The organism is Neptuniibacter sp. SY11_33 (genome assembly GCF_047778025.1).
Taxonomy (GTDB): domain Bacteria; phylum Pseudomonadota; class Gammaproteobacteria; order Pseudomonadales; family Balneatricaceae; genus Neptuniibacter.
The window spans coordinates 3,173,281-3,191,686 of record NZ_CP180543.1; the positions used below are offsets into that span (position 1 = coordinate 3,173,281).

General features: G+C 45.4%; 15 protein-coding genes. All 15 read right to left on the bottom strand.

The window, feature by feature from the left end; translation table 11 throughout:
* Nucleotides 1-284 precede the first annotated feature (284 nt).
* The 15 genes from fadA to flgH all read right to left on the bottom strand — a co-directional run bounded on the left by fadA (nucleotide 285) and on the right by flgH (nucleotide 18,404).
* Nucleotides 285-1,460 carry an acetyl-CoA C-acyltransferase FadA gene (fadA, locus tag ACMXYV_RS15005; RefSeq protein WP_415889264.1) on the bottom strand — a complete coding sequence of 392 codons (1,176 nt, stop codon included), beginning with the start codon at nucleotides 1,458-1,460 and terminating at the stop codon, nucleotides 285-287.
* A 12-nt stretch (nucleotides 1,461-1,472) separates the two neighbouring features.
* Nucleotides 1,473-3,635, bottom strand: coding sequence for a fatty acid oxidation complex subunit alpha FadB (gene fadB, locus ACMXYV_RS15010; protein ID WP_415889265.1), 2,163 nt, complete (start codon nucleotides 3,633-3,635; stop codon nucleotides 1,473-1,475).
* A gap of 67 nt (nucleotides 3,636-3,702) precedes the next feature.
* The gene (locus ACMXYV_RS15015; RefSeq protein ID WP_415889266.1) at nucleotides 3,703-4,632 is read right to left on the bottom strand and encodes an electron transfer flavoprotein subunit alpha/FixB family protein; all 930 of its coding nucleotides are present in this window, start codon (nucleotides 4,630-4,632) and stop codon (nucleotides 3,703-3,705) included.
* A gap of 12 nt (nucleotides 4,633-4,644) precedes the next feature.
* Nucleotides 4,645-5,394, bottom strand: coding sequence for an electron transfer flavoprotein subunit beta/FixA family protein (locus tag ACMXYV_RS15020; protein ID WP_415889267.1), 750 nt, complete (start codon nucleotides 5,392-5,394; stop codon nucleotides 4,645-4,647).
* 316 nt (nucleotides 5,395-5,710) lie between these two features.
* Nucleotides 5,711-6,283, bottom strand: a complete 573-nt coding sequence (locus ACMXYV_RS15025) for a DUF3365 domain-containing protein (RefSeq protein ID WP_415889268.1) — start codon at nucleotides 6,281-6,283, stop codon at nucleotides 5,711-5,713.
* A 103-nt stretch (nucleotides 6,284-6,386) separates the two neighbouring features.
* Complete coding sequence (locus ACMXYV_RS15030) at nucleotides 6,387-7,130, bottom strand: enoyl-CoA hydratase-related protein (protein WP_415889269.1); 744 nt, start codon at nucleotides 7,128-7,130, stop codon at nucleotides 6,387-6,389.
* Nucleotides 7,130-7,702 carry a DUF2889 domain-containing protein gene (locus ACMXYV_RS15035; RefSeq protein ID WP_415889270.1) on the bottom strand — a complete coding sequence of 191 codons (573 nt, stop codon included), beginning with the start codon at nucleotides 7,700-7,702 and terminating at the stop codon, nucleotides 7,130-7,132. The genes ACMXYV_RS15030 and ACMXYV_RS15035 overlap by 1 nt, the downstream gene beginning before the upstream one ends.
* 25 nt (nucleotides 7,703-7,727) lie before the next feature.
* On the bottom strand, nucleotides 7,728-9,398 hold the full coding sequence (locus ACMXYV_RS15040; protein WP_415889271.1) for an AMP-binding protein: 1,671 nt from the start codon (nucleotides 9,396-9,398) through the stop codon (nucleotides 7,728-7,730).
* A 49-nt stretch (nucleotides 9,399-9,447) separates the two neighbouring features.
* On the bottom strand, nucleotides 9,448-9,876 hold the full coding sequence (locus ACMXYV_RS15045; RefSeq protein ID WP_415889272.1) for an SCP2 sterol-binding domain-containing protein: 429 nt from the start codon (nucleotides 9,874-9,876) through the stop codon (nucleotides 9,448-9,450).
* A gap of 15 nt (nucleotides 9,877-9,891) precedes the next feature.
* Nucleotides 9,892-11,679 carry an acyl-CoA dehydrogenase C-terminal domain-containing protein gene (locus ACMXYV_RS15050; RefSeq protein ID WP_415889273.1) on the bottom strand — a complete coding sequence of 596 codons (1,788 nt, stop codon included), beginning with the start codon at nucleotides 11,677-11,679 and terminating at the stop codon, nucleotides 9,892-9,894.
* Between the two features lie 295 nt (nucleotides 11,680-11,974).
* Nucleotides 11,975-13,213 carry a flagellar hook-associated protein FlgL gene (gene flgL / locus ACMXYV_RS15055; RefSeq protein ID WP_415889274.1) on the bottom strand — a complete coding sequence of 413 codons (1,239 nt, stop codon included), beginning with the start codon at nucleotides 13,211-13,213 and terminating at the stop codon, nucleotides 11,975-11,977.
* A gap of 11 nt (nucleotides 13,214-13,224) precedes the next feature.
* Nucleotides 13,225-15,495, bottom strand: coding sequence for a flagellar hook-associated protein FlgK (flgK, locus tag ACMXYV_RS15060; protein ID WP_415889275.1), 2,271 nt, complete (start codon nucleotides 15,493-15,495; stop codon nucleotides 13,225-13,227).
* Between the two features lie 82 nt (nucleotides 15,496-15,577).
* Entirely contained in the window at nucleotides 15,578-16,621 is a 1,044-nt protein-coding gene (gene flgJ, locus ACMXYV_RS15065; protein WP_415889276.1) for a flagellar assembly peptidoglycan hydrolase FlgJ, read from the bottom strand.
* Complete coding sequence (locus ACMXYV_RS15070; RefSeq protein WP_415889277.1) at nucleotides 16,622-17,716, bottom strand: flagellar basal body P-ring protein FlgI; 1,095 nt, start codon at nucleotides 17,714-17,716, stop codon at nucleotides 16,622-16,624.
* 10 nt (nucleotides 17,717-17,726) lie between these two features.
* On the bottom strand, nucleotides 17,727-18,404 hold the full coding sequence (gene flgH / locus ACMXYV_RS15075) for a flagellar basal body L-ring protein FlgH (RefSeq protein ID WP_415889278.1): 678 nt from the start codon (nucleotides 18,402-18,404) through the stop codon (nucleotides 17,727-17,729).
* Between the last annotated feature and the right edge of the window lie 2 nt (nucleotides 18,405-18,406).

Consider the following 18,406-nt stretch of genomic DNA (forward strand, 5'->3'; position numbering starts at 1 on the left):
TTCTAGTTATGTCCATTCCTTACGCTCTTCCTTTGCTATGGGTCAGTGAGGAAACAAACTAAAACTGCCAGCACCAGTTATTGTGCTATGACCGTCTCCCTAAATAACTAAACTGCTATCAAGTCCATCTTGCAGGTTCTTTGCTAAAGATTCAGTTTCCGCTTTTAGCCGCCCTATCCCGTTTTAAGCTGATATTTACCGCCTTTAAAAACCAAAAAAGCCCCGCTAATAAGCGGGGCAAGATATAGCTTAGAGTGAAGTCGCGAAGAAGAAATGCGGGTGGATCACACCCTTTCAATCACGGTAGAGATCCCCTGTCCCATGCCTATACACATGGTCGCTAGACCTAAGGTTCCGTCCTGTTGTTCTAGCACGTTCATTAGAGTGTTAGTGATACGTGAGCCTGAGCAGCCTAGTGGATGACCAAGGGCAATCGCACCACCTTTTAGGTTTACTTTGTCTTCCATCTTATCGAGCAATTTAAGCCCTTTTAGTACAGATAGACCCTGCGCTGCGAAGGCTTCATTAAGCTCGACATAGTCAATATCTTCAATGCTAAGACCTGCACGTTTCAGCGCTTTCTGAGTCGCAGGTACTGGTCCGTAACCCATGATCGATGGATCACAGCCCGCTACTGCCATACTCACAATACGTGCACGTGGCGTAAGCCCTAGCTCTTCTGCTTTAGCTGCTGACATCACCAGTAGTGCAGATGCACCATCAGAGAAGGCAGAGGATGAACCTGCTGTTACAGTACCGACTTTAGGTACGAACACCGGCTTAAGCGCGCCCAGTGTTTCAACTGTCGTTTCTGGGCGAATAACTTCATCTGCTTCTAATAGCGACTTAAAACCGTTTTCATCGTGACCTTCAACCGCGATAATTTCGCTATCCCATAGGCCATCCAGATGTGCTTGATGCGCTAGACGGTGTGAGCGCGCTGCGAACTCATCCTGCATTTGACGGTTAATACCGTTCATCTTGCCTAGCATCTCTGCTGTTACGCCCATCATCATCGCTGCTTTAGCCACTTTTTTGGACATCTCAGCATTGATATCAACACCGTGCATGATGGATACATGGCCCATATGCTCCACACCACCCGCAATAAAGATATCGCCATTACCGGTCATGATGCCTTGGGCTGCTGCATGCAGTGCTGCCATAGATGAACCACATAGGCGGTTGATCGTTTGAGCCGCTACCGTATGAGGAAGGCCTGCTAGCAGTGCAGCATTTCGACCAATGTTGAAGCCCTGCTCTTTCGTCTGGTTAACACAACCCCACATCACATCTTCGATGTCTGCAGGGTTTAGCGCTGAGTTACGCTCTAACAGTGCTTTGATGACCGCAGCTGATAGCGCTTCGGCACGAACATTTCGGAACGAGCCATTTTTTGATTTACCCATCGGGGTACGAACACCGTCAACGATGACTACATCATTTGGTTTCAAGTTCATGATCTTTACCCCTTAACCCTGAGCATTTTGTGGAAAGTATGTTTCGCCAGCAGCGGCCATCTGTTTCATCTTGTCGGTTGGCTGATACAACGGTCCTAGACCCTCGTATTTCTGCGCCATAGCACAGAACTCAGCTAAACCAATCTGATCTAGATAGTGCAGCGCACCGCCACGGAATGGAGGGAAGCCAATACCGTAGATCAAGCCCATATCTGCTTCTGCCGGGCTGGCTACAATGCCATCTTCCAAGCAGCGAACGGTTTCGATACATAGAGGAATCATCATGCGTTCGATGATCTCTTCATCAGTGAACTCACGCGTTTCTTTGGCAATGCCATCAAGCATTGCTGGTACTTCCTCATCCACAATTTTCTTCGGCTTGCCTTTACGATCGAGCTCGTAACGGTAGAAGCCTTTACTGTTTTTCTGACCGAAGCGCTCTAGGGAGAACATACGGTCGATAACGTTTTCACCTTCATGGCTCATACGATCAGGGAAACCTGCTGCCATCACGCTATCTGCATGGTGCGCAGTATCGATACCGACTACGTCTAGAAGGTAAGCAGGACCCATTGGCCAGCCGAAACGCTCCATCACTTTATCGACTTGTTTAAAGTCCGCACCATCTTCAAGTAGCGCAGTAAAGCCACCAAAGTAAGGGAACAAGATACGGTTAACTAAGAAGCCTGGGCAGTCATTTACAACAATTGGGGTTTTACCCATAGCTTTTGCGTAAGCAACTGTACGAGCTACCGCATCTTCAGAGGTTTTCTCACCACGGATAACTTCCACTAGCGGCATTTGATGCACAGGGTTGAAGAAGTGCATACCACAGAAGTTCTCTGGATTTTTAAGCGCTGTTGCCAACTCAGTAATAGAGATAGTAGAAGTGTTAGACGTCAGTACCGCGCCTTCTGGCAGCGTGCCTTCAACTTCAGCAAGCACTGCTTTCTTCACATTAGGATTTTCTACAACCGCTTCGACCACAAGGTCAACACTACCGAAATCTCCGTAGTTAAGCGTTGGCGTAATGTTGTTGAGCACCGATGCCATTTTCATCGCATCCATACGGCCACGAGATACGCGTTTGTTCAGTAGCTTAGTCGCTTCATCCAGACCTAACTCTAGCGCCGCATCGTTGATATCTTTCATCAAGATAGGCGTACCTTTAGAGGCAGATTGGTAAGCAACACCACCACCCATAATACCGGCACCCAGCACAGCGGCCTTTTTAACTGGCTCGGCTTTGCTCTCAAAACCTTTGCTGACTTTCTTGATGTATTGGTCTTTCATAAACAGACCAACAAGGGATGCGCACACATCCGTTTTAGCAACTTTCACAAAGCCTTTAGCTTCGATCTCGTTGGCTTTCTCGCGAGGAAGATTTGCGTGTTTTTGAATTGTTTTAAGCGCAGCCATTGGTGCAGGATAGTGAGGACCCGCCTTACCACCGATCACACCTTTTGCAGATTCAAACGCCATCATCTGTTCTACCTGATTTAGTTTGATCGGCGTTTTCTTCTCTTCACGGCGCGCTTGGTAATCAAACTTACCCGCGATACAACCTTTCAGTAGATCTAGAGCCGCAGCTTTAACCTGATCGCCTGTTACAACTGCATCTACACCGCCATCTTTCAGTGCTGCATCTGGTCGCTTCTCAGCACCTGCACAGATCCATTCATTGGCGTTATCTACACCAATTAAGCGTGGTAGACGAACCGTGCCGCCCCAACCTGGGTAGATGCCTAGCTTAACTTCAGGCAGACCTACTTTGGCCTGATCGCTCATCACACGGTAATCAGTGGATAGCGCTAATTCAAAACCACCACCTAGGCATAGGCCATTAATCGCAGTAACGGTTGGGCAGCCCATATCTTCGATCTGATTCAGTAGGCTGTGGATATCCATCAAGCCTGAAATCAGGTCTTCATCTTCTGCGGAGAAAAAGCCCATAAATTCGGTGATATCGGCGCCGACAATAAAGCAGTCTTTGGCACTGGAGAAAATAACACCACGAATATCATCTAGGTTACACAGGGCATTTACCGCTTCGCGCAGTTCAGCCAAAGTCGCCTGATCGAGTTTATTAACAGCATCACCTTTGCGGTCAAACACCACATCGTAGATCCCGTCTTCGATCGACTGTACGTAAATCGATTGTCCTTCGAAAAGCATCTAAGTTGCTCCGTCTATTTTTATTTTTGGCTTGGCGAAGTGCCTAAGCGCTTTTTAGTTATGCTGTTTACAGCTTACTCTCTAGCTCAGGCACGGCATCGAACAAGTCGGCCACCAGCCCGTAATCAGCCACCTGGAAAATCGGGGCTTCTTCATCTTTGTTGATAGCAACAATGATTTTTGAATCTTTCATACCGGCTAAGTGCTGGATCGCACCGGATATACCCACTGCGATATACAACTCTGGCGCGACCATTTTGCCAGTCTGACCAACTTGCATGTCGTTCGGTACAAAGCCCGCATCAACTGCTGCACGAGATGCACCAACCGCAGCACCAAGCTTGTCCGCCACTTTATTGAGTAGCTCGAAGTTGTCACCGTTGCCCATACCACGACCACCGGAGATTACTACTGAAGCCGCGGTTAATTCTGGACGATCACTTTTCGCCAGTTCTTCTGAAACAAAGCTGGAAAGGCCGCTATCGCATGATTCAGCAAGGCTAACGACCTCTGCAGAACCACCGCTGTTAGCCACAGGATCAAAGGCAGTACCACGAACAGTAATAATTTTAGTGCTATCACTAGACTGTACTGTCGCAATCGCATTACCGGCATAGATCGGGCGTTTGAAGGTATCCGCTGCTTCTACGGCAATAATGTCTGAGATCTGATTTACATCTAGCAGCGCTGCAACGCGCGGTAGGAAGTTCTTACCTGTTGTCGTTGCTGAGGCTAGGATGTGGCTATAGTCAGCAGCGACGGTTAGCACCAACTTACTGATATTTTCTGCAAGCTGATATTCATACGCAGCGTTATCAGCCAATAGAACTTTACTGACACCTGATACTTGCGCAGCCACATCAGCAACTGCCTGACAGTTAGCACCTGCAACAAGCAAGTGAACATCACCACCAATTGCATTTGCTGCAGCTAAGGTATTGAGGGTTACGGGTTTAAGCTCGTTATTATCGTGTTCGGCAATTACAAGAATAGTCATCTGATCACCCCCTTAAATTACTTTAGCGTCATTACGTAGTTTTTCGACTAGCTCATCTACAGAGCTAACTTTGATGCCTGCTTGACGCTCTGATGGCGGATCAACACGTAGTAGTTGTAGATTGCTCGCTACAGACACGCCCAGTTCGTCAGTTGTTAGGACATCAAGCGGTTTACGCTTCGCTTTCATAATGTTTGGCAGGGATGCGTAACGTGGTTCATTAAGACGTAGATCGGTTGTTACAACCGCTGGCATAGCCAGGTTAACCGTTTGCAAACCACCGTCGATTTCACGAGTGACGTTGATGCTATCGCCAGTCACCTCAACTTCTGATGCAAAGGTACCTTGTGGGCGATCTAACAGAGCAGCCAACATTTGACCAGTTTGGTTGTTATCAGAATCGATCGCTTGCTTACCAAGAATCACCATGCCCGGCGCTTCTTTTTCTACGATTTTGGCTAATAGCTTAGCGACAGAAAGGGAATCAGGGTTGGTTTCGACATCGACACGGATACCGCGATCGGCACCTAATGCTAGCGCTGTACGGATCTGCTCTTCACAGCTCTTATTACCAATAGAAACAACGACAACTTCATTCGCTGTACCCGCTTCCTTTAAACGTACAGCCTCTTCAATTGCTATTTCGCAAAATGGATTTAGGGCCATTTTCACGTTAGCTAAATCGACATCACTGTTATCTGCTTTGACACGGGCTTTGACGTTGTAGTCAATCACACGTTTTACGGCAACCAGTACTTTCATAACCGCCTCTTTGTATTGTTATTTTGGCAACCCGTACACATAAGAAAATAGGGTTACTTTCATAGAGGGAAGCTCATTCCCCAAGCTATGTATAAATCTTAGTCTCAGACTGAAATTCAACAATGACAAAAAGCAGCTACATCGCTAACAAAAAATACCAATATTAATCAAAGCCCCATAAACAAAGGGCTTAAGACAGGATCAAGCGCAAACAAATACAATCAAAAGGTATCAAAAAAGTTACCTTTTTTGGCAGTGACGAAAAAGACAGGCATTAAAAAAGGGCTAATAAGCCCTTTTTAGAATCCAATTCATCTTATAAATATTTTTTTAAACTGAAAGCACCACGAAGATCACCTGAGGAAAAACCTGTCGCTTTGTCTTCTGGGTAAAGGGTCTGAAGTTGCTTAGCAATCTCTGGTTTGATCTTGGAACCATGGCAAGCTAAGCATTGATCTGCGACTGGGATCGCCTTCATCATACGGAAGACTTTTCTGCCTTCTTCGTCCACGACAACCTGTGAGAAACCTAAGGTTTTTAAATTAGCCCCTTGCTTAGCTTTGGATTCAAACTGCTCAAGAATCGCCTTTTCCCATTGGTCAGGTGCATTTTGCGGGTTACGAAGCTTTAAACTAGTACGCTCAACATGCCACTCAGAATTATCATTCACGCTTTTTGTAAGGCCTTCGACCTTGGTATTACACACGTTGATGGCAGCGATAGCACCGCCCTCTTTTTTAGCCGCTTTGAGTTCTGAACCAAGCGTTGTCACTAGCTCTTTAATGACACCTTTAGCTTCGTTCTGCAGTTCAGGAATATTTACCGAAAAGTCTTCCGCTTGAACCGGAAGGGCAGCCGCTAAAGCAGCAGTAAAGAAGAGTGCTTTCACCTTGGACCTCACTGGATAGGGTGTTCATAAGATGAGGCCATTATACAATTTCATATAGATTAGTAAATACTAATATTTAAGATATATATATTAAAAATGCATATTATTTTTGCAGGAAGGCCATAAATGCCTTTTGCGCTTCTTCAGATAACAAGCGCTGATAAAACAACGCCCCTTCACTATCAATCACTTGGTGAACAGACTTTAAGGTTTCGGCTTTCATCAACTGTTTAGCTGCAATCACCGAATCAACAGGGCTATCAGCTACGTTTTTAGCACGAATTCGTGCTGTTTCTAGGAGCAGATCCGGTTCTGTGATTTGATTAACAATACCAAGTTTCTCAGCTTTGACAGCATCAAAATTTCGACCTTCAACTAGCAGTTCAAACGCAAGTCGGTGACCTACTAGTTGCGGAAACAACAAAGTAGACGCTCCTTCAGGTATTAAGCCCAACTGTACAAACGGCATTTTACACCGCAGATTATCTGCAGAAATAACAAGATCGCAATGCAAAAGCATGGTCGTACCTATACCAACTGCATCGCCATGCACCGCTGCGATGATTGGTTTGGGAAAACTTGCCAGTGCATGCAAGAACTCCAATACATCTTGCAGGATATTGGGGTTATTCGCTGCTGATACAAAATCGCTAATATCATTTCCTGCACAGAAGGACTGACCTTGCGCTCGAAACAACACGACGTGAACATTAGGGTCTTCCACTGCTTGCTTTAGTAGCGCTGTCATTTCAACATACATTGCCAATGTCAGCGCATTTTTCTTATCGGGTCGGTTGAGATTTATTTCGAAAACAGAGCCCTGCTTTTCGGTTAAAACGGTAGCCATTATTTAGGCTCCTTTACTAGATCAACGGTTGTCGCAGGCTGATAATGTTCTGGCAAATATTCGCGAACCATTTCACTGCTTCGCCCCCAAGAATGGCAGCTATCCAGCATAAATTCAGAACCTTGAGCTAGCACATCTTTATCGCTACTCGGCCAGATAGATTGGATAGCAGTCGTCGCCAGAACAGGTAAAAGTTCATTCATATGCGTACAACCCGCAACACCACCTACACGGTCTTTAGCTATGCGCAGCCAGCCAGGCCCGATACGTGTACCTTGCAGTTGCGCATAAGCTGCACCAACCTTTTTACAGATTCGAAAGGGAGAATAATCGATACAAGCTTCTACCTGTTTGATCAGCAGACCTTTATCGAGGGTTAGGCGAATGCTCATATCATGAAACGCTTCGCCTGCTGGAACATAACCACCGCGCTCAGGGTTATCCACATCACGGGTTTTAACATCGGTCATACGGGCCTCAATATCCCATAAACCATCATCACGAAGATAACCATTACACATCACATTTCGATTGTGATGAGTTTCACGCCGAGTTGGTCGAGATAAAGGCATACTGATCAATTCCCTTTATTCTGCTTTAAGCTGCGTTGGCATTATCATCTGCAGAAGGTTTTAGCAGACGACGAAGCACCTTACCGACATTGGATTTTGGCAGGTCTTCAGCAAACTCGACTTGCTTTGGCACTTTGTAGCGGGTCAGTTTATCTTTACACCAATCCCTAACATCCTCACGGGATAGATCAGGATTATTGCTAACAACAAAGACTTTAACGATCTCGCCAGTCTTATCATCTGGAATGCCGATAGCTGCACATTCCACAACATCAGGATGCTGGGTAATGACATCTTCCACTTCGTTTGGATAGACATTAAAACCAGAGACGATGATCATATCTTTAGCACGATCGACGATGCGGAAATAGCCTTCCTCATCAATCGTCGCGATATCCCCCGTGATAAAGTAACCATCATCGGTAAAGGAGGAAGCGGTCGCCTCTTCTCTTTGCCAGTAGCCGCGCATAACCTGCGGACCTTTAACACAAAGTTCGCCGGCTTCACCTTGGACCACATCCTGACCATCCGTACCAATAATACGAACATCGGTGTGAACCATCGGCAGCCCGATTGTGCCAGTACGGTTATCATCGGGTGGGTTGAAACATACCGCAGGAGAAGTTTCGGTGAGGCCGTAACCTTCAATCACATCACAACCGGTTTTGTCTTTCCACAGCACCGCCGTAGAAGGGTTAAGCGCCATACCACCTGAAGCGGTAAACTTCAGATTCGTAAAATCAACTTGGGCAAAACGCTCATCATTACACAGGGCGACAAACAACGTATTTAGACCGACAAAAGTACTCATACGCCATTTTTGCATCTCTTTAATAAACCCAGGAATATCTCTTGGATTTGGAATCAATACGCTGTGTCCGCCCATCAACGAGACAACTTGTGCAACAGTAAAAGCGTAAATATGATAAAGCGGCAACGGCGAAATAACGGTTTCAGTCCAGTCGACACCAGGAACTGTTAAACGCTCCTGCGCTTGTAACATATTGGAAATAAGGTTGGCGTGAGTAAGAACAGCGCCTTTGGAAACACCCGTCGTACCGCCGGTATACTGCAACACAGCGACATCAGACGATTCAATTTTTACGGGATTCGGTTGCTGACCATCATATTTATAGAACGCAGAGCGAAGAGGAATGGCTTGAGGAAGATTGTAATCTGGCTCCATTTTCTTCAGATACTTAACCGCTGCATTCAAAAGATTACGCTTAATAAAATCGTGTAGATCCCCTACTTGGGTTACAAACAGGGTTTCAATCTGCGTTTTATCCAAAATCTTTTCAGCATTGTGCGCCATACTCTTGTGGATAATCAGCGCCTTCGCACCGGAATCATTAAACTGGTGCTGCATTTCTTGCGCGGTATAAAGCGGGTTAGTGTTCACAACCACCAGCCCTGCACGCAAAATACCAAATAATACAATCGGATATTGAATCAGGTTAGGTAGCTGAATCGCTACCCTATCACCCGGTTGTAAGTTAGTTTCTTGCTGAAGATACACAGCAAACGCCGCAGATAAACGATCTAATTCATTGTAATCGATCGTGCGCCCAAAGCTGGTAAATGCTGGTTTAGGGCCAAAGTTCTTTTGCACATGTGCTAGAACATCTGGAACAGTTTTAAAACCGTAATGATTTATATCAGCCGGGATAGTATCGGCGGCAGGGAGTTGCTGCATCGAAGGTACCTCATGTAATTATTTTTATAAGGGATCTATGTCGGTAATTTTAGGCTACGGGAAAAAGTACAGCCAATTTTGTCGCTAGCATAATGTCACCATCAGCCTGTACACGGCCCGCCATGAAAGCCTGCATACCATCAGTTTCACCCGACATAATCTCTTCGAGAGTAATCAAGTCCATTGTTAATGTCACGGTTGCATCTGTACTAACACCTTCAGCAACTTCGCAGCTGCCCTCTTTTACTGTCACAAACCATGAGTCACCATCGCTAATGTCGTACTGAAAAATTGCATCTGTGTCAGCTGCAGCATCGGCATTAAAACGATTTTTCATTTCGGTAAAAACTGCATTCAAGTCGGACATTTCAGATACCTCTTTGTCATTTTTATTCTTTAACGCATAACGTTTTGCGTTGAGTTTTAAGAGGCCGCGTAAAAGCGTGCGGCCTACAGGATTGTTAAGTGCTTTCTTCACGTCTCTATACCTCGACTAGAAAGCAAAGTGCTCTTGATCCATCTCCATCAGGTTGTCTGCCCCTGATTGCATTGTTTCAACTAAGCCACGTGTTCTAGGCAAGATTCGCTGGAAATAGAAACGCGCCGTTGTTAGTTTAGCTTGGTAGAACGCAGCATCACCTTCACCTGCAGCTAGCTTTTCTTGAGCCACTTTAGCCATACGCGCCCAGAAGTAGCCCAATACAACATAGCCTGAGTACATTAAGTAATCGACAGAAGCTGCACCCACCTCATCGCGGTTTTGCATCGCTTTCATACCAATCTTCATAGTGAGATCACCCCACTCTTTATTCAGCTCAGTTAGCGGTTTGATGTACTGTTGTAGATCGCTGTTGTCAGATTCAGCCTGACAGAACTTATGTAGAATTTTGGTAAAACCTTTTAGAGATTCACCCTGAGTCATCAATACTTTACGGCCTAGCAAATCTAGCGCTTGGATCTGAGTGGTGCCCTCATACAGCATAGAGATACGGCTATCACGTACGTTTTGTTCCATGCCCCACTCTGCGATAAAGCCATGACCACCAAATACTTGAAGGCCATGGTTAGCCGATTCGAAACCAACTTCGGTCAGGAACGCTTTTGCGATCGGTGTCAGGAATGCTAGCAACGCATCGGCTTGTTTTTTCTCATCACCTTCTGCTCGCTCAACTTTATCCACCAACTGAGCACAGTAGTAAATCATTGCACGACCGCCTTCAGCGAAAGCCTTCTGGGTCAGCAACATTTTACGAACTTCAGGGTGTACGATAATTGGATCAGCCGCTTTATCGGGGTTAGCAGGGCCATTTAGAGCGCGCATTTGCAAACGATCTTTGGCATACACTAATGAGTTCTGAAAGCCCCATTCTGCATGCGCCAAGCCCTGTAATGCCGTACCTAAACGCGCAGTATTCATAAAGGTAAACATGCAGTTAAGGCCTTTATTTTCCGGCCCTATTAGGTAACCCGTAGCCTCATCAAAGTTCATGACACAAGTCGCATTACCGTGAATACCCATCTTGTGCTCTAGAGAGCCACAACTAACACCATTATCTGTACCTATAGTTTCTGGAAGGTGCTTAGGAACGATAAACAGGGAGATACCTTTTGTACCTGCAGGGGCATCCGGTAGACGAGCCAATACTATATGCACAATATTATCTGCCATATCGTGCTCACCCGCAGAGATAAAGATCTTGGTACCAGAGATTTTGTAGCTACCGTCTCCTTGAGGCTCTGCTTTAGTACGCAACATGCCTAAGTCAGTACCACAATGTGGCTCGGTCAGACACATAGTGCCTGTCCACTCACCTGAAACCAATTTAGTTAGGTAAGTTTGTTTCTGATCTTCTGTACCATGGGCGTTTAGAGTATTCATTGCACCATGGCTCAAGCCTGGATACATACTCCAAGACCAGTTAGCCGTACCGACCATTTCATTCACAATGATGCCGATAGATTCTGGTAGACCTTGGCCGCCGTATTCAGTTTCATGCGCCAATGACGGCCAACCGCCTTCAACAAACTGGTCGTAAGCTTCTTTAAAACCTTCTGGCGTTTTAACAGTCCCGTCATCCCACTGACAGCCCTGCTGATCACCAATCTGGTTTAATGGGGATAAAACGCGTTCAGCAAACTTAGCACCTTCTTCCATAATCGCGCCTACCATATCAGGCGTCGCATCCTCGCAACCTGAAAGATTCTGGTAATGCTGCTCAGCGTTAAGCACTTCGTTTAACACGAAGTCCATATCACGGAGGGGAGCTTTGTATTCTGGCATGACGTTTTCCTCATTCTTATTATCGCTCCGCTGATGCGGATAAGTGGTGCCGAGCACCAATACAGTATGTATTTAAGAATGGTTCAAAGGTCGTAATACGCCAATAACAAAACTTACCAGTTTTAGTGACAAAAAATGGCAGCCAACATTAGATAGCGCTTTATTAACTAATATTAGAGGCCTAAAGATATCAATTACGAGCAACCACAATGACATTTTTCGTCACCATAATTTTGCACCGCAATATTAAGACAAAAAAGCCGGCTAATTGCCGGCTTTTAAAGAAGTGAAATTGTTAGTTTATGTAATTAAATAAACTAAGATCTTGGACCTTTGCGAAACTTGCATAGGATGCCTGAAGCGCCGTTTCTTGCAGGGCAAATCGACTAATCGCTTCGTTATAATCTAGATCTTCGAATGAAGACAAAGCCTCTTGAGTGAAGAGTTTATAGTCTTCGTTAACTAAGTCCTGCTGCTCTAAGGCATTTAATCGGCCACCAATACTTGCTCGCGATGCAATATTCTTTTCTTCAACGCCAGCAAGATTCTCTAAAATATGATCCATTCGCTGAAGGAATTGCTCCTTTCCTTCAGTTGTAGAAAGATTAGCCGTTTCGAGTGCTTCTTTAAGATCTAGAGCAGTGTTCAAAATATTGTGCTGATCAAATACATCTAGTGTAGCAGTGCCGTCATTGCCAGAATTTATTTCAATATCAACTCCACCGATTGTAACCGTAGAGGTTCCAGATGGCAGTGCATAGGTACCATCCATCACCACCGCGGGATCATCAGGCGTAACAAAGGCTCCATTTTTGTCGGTGATTGCTAAATTACCTGCATTAACCGTAACACTTAAAGGACCATTGGCAGCCATATACGTACCAAATGCCTCAGCATCACCGCCTTGGATATCGACCGTTCCAACAACCTGTACAGTTTGGGTGACATTTTCAATTACATAGCCAGGAACTTTAGCCACCTTTTCAAACACCTCAAACCCAGAGTCGGTTGAAGCAACTTTGTTCTCAGGTCCTACCTGTAAAAAACGCTGTCCATCATCGCCATTAAACTCATAGCGACCTGAAGGACCCACTGTATATGGCTGAGTAAAGCCTTTATTACCCGCAAAAAGAAACTCACCTTGAACATCTTTAGTATTCATCAAACTATCAAGAGATTTAATAATCTCATCAACCTCTGATGCAATTACTTGACGATCTGTGTCAGTCAACGTACCTGTCTTACCCTGAATCGTAAGCTCACGCAGACGTATAGACTGATTATTAATCTGCTCGATAGTGATCTCTTCCAATTCTAATCGACGTTCTGCAACCTCTATATTTCCAGAAAACTGTTCAGTACGAGCGATCTCTTTTTTAAACTTCTGGATTTGGGCAGATGCCAAAGGGTCATCCGACGGCTGCAGCACGCGCTTACCCGTAGATAACTGCTGCTGAGTCTGAAAAAGATCAGCACTCGCCTTGCTAAGGTTATCAATATTGCTAAGAAATACTTGCTGTGTAGAGATTCTCATTTGCTATCTCCTTAAATACTTTGCAGTAGCGAATCAAAAATCGTCTGCGAAGCCCTGATGAGCTGAGCCGATGCTTGATATGCTTGCTGGTACTGGACCAACTTTGCCGCTTCTTCATCCAAATTCACGCCCGCAATACTGGAGCGTTGCTGCTTATTAGAATCCAAAACAGCTTTACCTGCCTGAGCATTAACCTGCGCTACAGCAGCTTCCGTACCTACACGTTCAACTGTTTGGCCATATTTATCTTGAAATGATGCTCCCTCCACAGTTTTTGCAAACTGCAGATCTGACATCAATAAAGCATTTCGGTTATCAGAAACACCATCGGTATTCGCTCTAACCACGAAAGTATCGTTAATATCTGGCTGATTACTAATGGTCAGCTCAAAACCTGCTAGCTGAATTGATTGACCAGATACATACTGTCCCACCTGTCGATCGCCATCACCATCCGTTAGCACGTAATAAGCTGCATCGGTAGAACTATCATGTTGCACGGTAAATGAATCACCTGCTGCCGCACCAGTGATATCTAGGGTCACACCAAAAGTAGCGGTGAGATCTAACTGCGATCCAGTAAGTGCAACGCCTGTCTGAGTGTTAGCAGGGGTCGCAGAATCAGTAATATCAAAATTACCTGAGCCATCTTCAGTAATAGTTAGGGGGAAAGTAATACCCGACATCACACTGAAATCGGTCACTGTAAGATTGGATGCAACACCTGTATTAGTAGCCGCTGGCGTATCAATAACCTCCAGCGCGGTTCTAAAAGAAACATCTATCGGTGGTGTCATTTCACCCACAACCACAGACTGCGCGGCATAATCTTGATCGGTAATACTGACAGATGCGACGGCGGTGCCGGTATTACCAGAATCTTCAGAAGTCGCTAACGGCGCGGCTAAAGCTAATTGGCGAGCTTGGTTCAATACCGTATCGATTTCAGAAGCGGCATTTCGAGTCGGTCTAATTAAAAACTTATCACCTGTTGCAAAGCTACCCGCAGCATCCATGGTGACCGTGACGCCATCTATACGTAGTGTTAGATCCCCGTTCGCAGCATCCAGATAAAACTCACCATCTTGATCAACTTCAGATGCATTTGTTGGCGCTGGACCATTGGCATTTAAACTTGCTTGGTTCCAACGCATCTCATCGCTACCGCGAATCAAAGTAAATTCTTGAGGGCCACTAAAAATCAACTCGTATTCAGTAGCTTGAACCTGACTTACATCACTTATTACCGCGCTACCTGTGGTGGTAGATAAGTTATCCCTTTCTGCTAAAACACGATTCGATGCAGCCGTGCCGGAATTGATGTCTGTAAACATCAACCCACCCGCATTACCATCTAGATCCATACCTTTTTGATGCTGTTCATTCATAGAATCAGCAAAAACTAACGCGATACGACCTAATTCATCGAGCGTCTCATTTAAGGTATTTTCGCGGTAATCCAACATACCGCCAATCTTACCCCCTGTAACTTGGTTGGTAATATCACCAACGCTGTTACCAATTTGGATGCCTAGATTTAGCTGACTACTATCGGCTGGGCTCGTAATGGTATACAGGGTATTTGCACTCTGACCGACGACTAGCGGTTCACCATTACCTACAAAGACACTTACTTCACCGGTATTACCATCTTCAAGCGTGGTAAAACCTATATACTCTGAAAGCTCTTCTAGTTTGGCATCTCGTTGATCTAAAAGCTCACTAGAAACATTACCAGCCGCTTTTGCGATACGAATATCATCGTTCAGCTGAGAAATATTCCCTGCGATGGTATTGATAGTTGCAACGTTGCTCTCTAGACGGCCATTAATCGTGTCGTTTTGGCGACGAATATTGGCATCGAGATCATTAAAACGCTGTACCAACGCCTCAGATTGAGCAATAAACAATTCACGATTCGGCAAACTGACTGGATCATCTACCGCAGTCTGTAAGGCGCCAAAATAGTCATCCATCGCCTTGGAGATACTGGTGACATCAGATGCCATGAGGTTATCCAACTCATTAGCAAAATCTTCAAACGCGTTATAACTATTAAACGTTGCGCTATCCGTCCATATTTGACGGTTCAAAAAGGCATCCGCTACGCGATCGATATCATCAATTGTAACCCCGCCCTGACCTTCACGTGATAGGAACACGGGTCGCTGGCGAGTGTAGCCCTCAGTATTAACGTTACTGATGTTCTGACCGGTAACAGACAGTGCAGTTTGATTTGCCTGCAAACTCTGCGTACCGAGTGTTAATAAACCAAAAGACATAATTGACTCCTTTTGAGGATCTAGTGCTACATCACTGAAGCGTCATTTAAGGAGAGCTGAGTAATAGGTTATCGGCTATTACTTAGCCCTCTTTAGTTGAGGAGCTTCGACTTGCTAGCAACTCACCATCAAAAATATTTCTAATCTTGTTAGCATATTCAGGATCGGTTGCATAACCGGCATCCTGTAACTGCCGAACATAATCATAAGGATCGCCCGCACTCTCCAGTGCCATTTTGTAACGTGGGCTATTTTGCAAAAATGAAACGTAATCTCTAAAGCTATCTTCATAGCTGTCATAACTACGGAAAAACGCCTTTTCTCGTTGCGCAACTCCATCACGGTATTCAAGTGTAGAGACTTGCGCGCTATCGCCATCCCAGCGCCTATCCGCTTTAATATTGAAAAGGTTATTACTGTTACTGCCATCAGGAGAGCGAACCATAAACTTACCCCATCCTGTTTCTAGGGCGGCTTGAGCAAGCAATACTCGAGGGTCGACACCCAACTCACCTGCAACTTTTTCAGCCAATGGCATTAAATTTTCAACAAACTGCTCGGGTGATTCGAACCTATCTGGTAGTGCTTCATTAACCACTTTGGCAGCAGCATTTAGTTGCTGTTCAAACACCTCTTTAACCGTATTTTTTTGCTCTTCGGTTAAGGTAATTCCAGGTGGATTCTCCTGACCTTCTGCTTTAGCTAACAGCGCAGATGCGGCAATTGAAGCAGCCTGGTCAAACGCCTGATCTAATTGGCGGCTTTCGAGATCTAGCGGTTTTATATCTGGACGACTCTGACTATCGACTTTGCCACCAAGCTGACGCACTAAAACATCGGTTAAACCAATGCCTTTTGACGAACCAGACAACTCCATCGCTATCTGATTATCAAACATGCTTTGATACAGCTTGGTCTGACTACTATTCATGAAGTTATCTTCGCCAAATGCCGCGTTGGCATCTCGCATCGATTTCAACAACATATTTACGAACAGTTGCTCGAACTGCTGAGCGGCTTGGCGCAGACCTTCATCACTATTGGTTTTCGCGTGAGCCTTCAGTTTTTGAAGTTCAGCCAAGTCTGAATAGAGTTGAGCATTACTGCCTGCACCTGTTTTAATCATTTAGATCACCACTAATTCTGCTTTAAGCGCACCGGCCTGCTTCAGCGCTTCTAAAATAGCCATCAAATCACCTGGGGCTGCCCCCACCTGATTGACTGCTTCGACGATATCCTGCAAGTTCGCACCCGGCGCAAACTCAAACATATGACCCGAACCTTCATCCACCTCGATTCCAGTACGAGGAGTTACCACTGTCTGACCACCACCCAAGGGGTTTGGCTGATTTACATCAGCAGCTTCTGCAATTGCGACGGTTAGACCACCATGCGTAATAGCGACTGGAGCAACCTGTACATTTTGCCCAATAATGATGGTGCCGGTACGCGAGTTGATCACAACCTTAGCCGCATCTTTAGCTGGTTCAACGTTTAGGTTTTCTAAAACCGATAGGAATGATACGCGTTGAGACGGGTCTCTTGGCGCACGGACACGGATAGAGGTTGCATCCATTGAAGCCGCCATATTTGGCCCCAACAAGTGATTTATCTGCTCAGCGACACGACGAGAGGTTGTAAAATCTGGACGATGCAGGTTTAGAACCAAACTATCGCCTTGGTTAAAACCACTAGGCACTGAACGCTCTACTGTTGCACCGTTTGGAATACGACCTACACTTGGCACATTCAGAGAAAGTCTAGAACCATCAGCGCCTTGAACACCAAAACCGGATACAACCAAATTACCCTGAGCAATCGCGTAAACCTGTCCATCAGCACCTTTCAAAGGCGACATCAACAAACTACCACCACGTAAACTTTTAGCATCACCAATAGCTGCAACAGTAATATCAATCGCCTGTCCAGGTTTAGCAAACGCAGGTAGATCTGCATGAATTGCAACCGCTGCCACATTCTTCGATTGAGGATTAACCGAAGATGGGATAGCAACACCAAAATTATTCAACATGTTACGAAACGTTTGTGAGGTAAATGACGTTTTATCGCCAGTACCATCTAAACCAACAACTAAACCGTAGCCGACAAGTTGGTTGGAACGTACACCTGAAATAGACACCATGTCTTTAAGGCGACTTGGCGCTGCTTGAGTGTAAACACTAAATAGCAGGCTACTGATTAGGACTAAAATTAATTTCATTATGTCCTCCTTAGAAAGGCATCAACGCGCCAATAAAGAAACGGGACATCCAGCCCATAACATTCGTATCATGGACCGCACCTGTGCCACTGTATGCGATACGCGCATCTGCAAGCTTAGTCGATACAACCGTATTGTCAGACCCAATATCTTGCGGTCTAACCATGCCGCTGATACGGATATATTCATCGCCTTGATTCAAGGTTAGCCACTTTTCACCTTTCACGATCAATACACCATTCGGCATAACATCGTGTACTGTGACAGTGATGTTACCGCTCAGGTTATTACTCATATCCGACTTACCTTCGCCATCAAATTCAGTCGTACTTGAAGGCAAAGTAAAGCTCACTGGCTTGCCAAATGCGGTGATAGGCTCACCCAATGCTGTTGCTTGTTGCAATGAAGCTGATCCTGACTTATCAAGCTCTGTCTTAGCACTCTTCTGCGAGCTTGTACTCTCTTCCAACATAATGGTCAGAATGTCACCAACTCGATGCGCACGGCCATCACCATAAAGATTGATACTTGTCGCAGAGTTATAGATTGAGCCATTTACAGGCTTAGGCTGGGTTAGTGACTGAGGCATCACAGGTGCATATTCTGGGTTATTTGGCTTAACTTGTTTCTGAACACAACCCGTTAACACGAAGCTGGTTGCAAGAATGCCTAACAGTAATTTCTTCATTG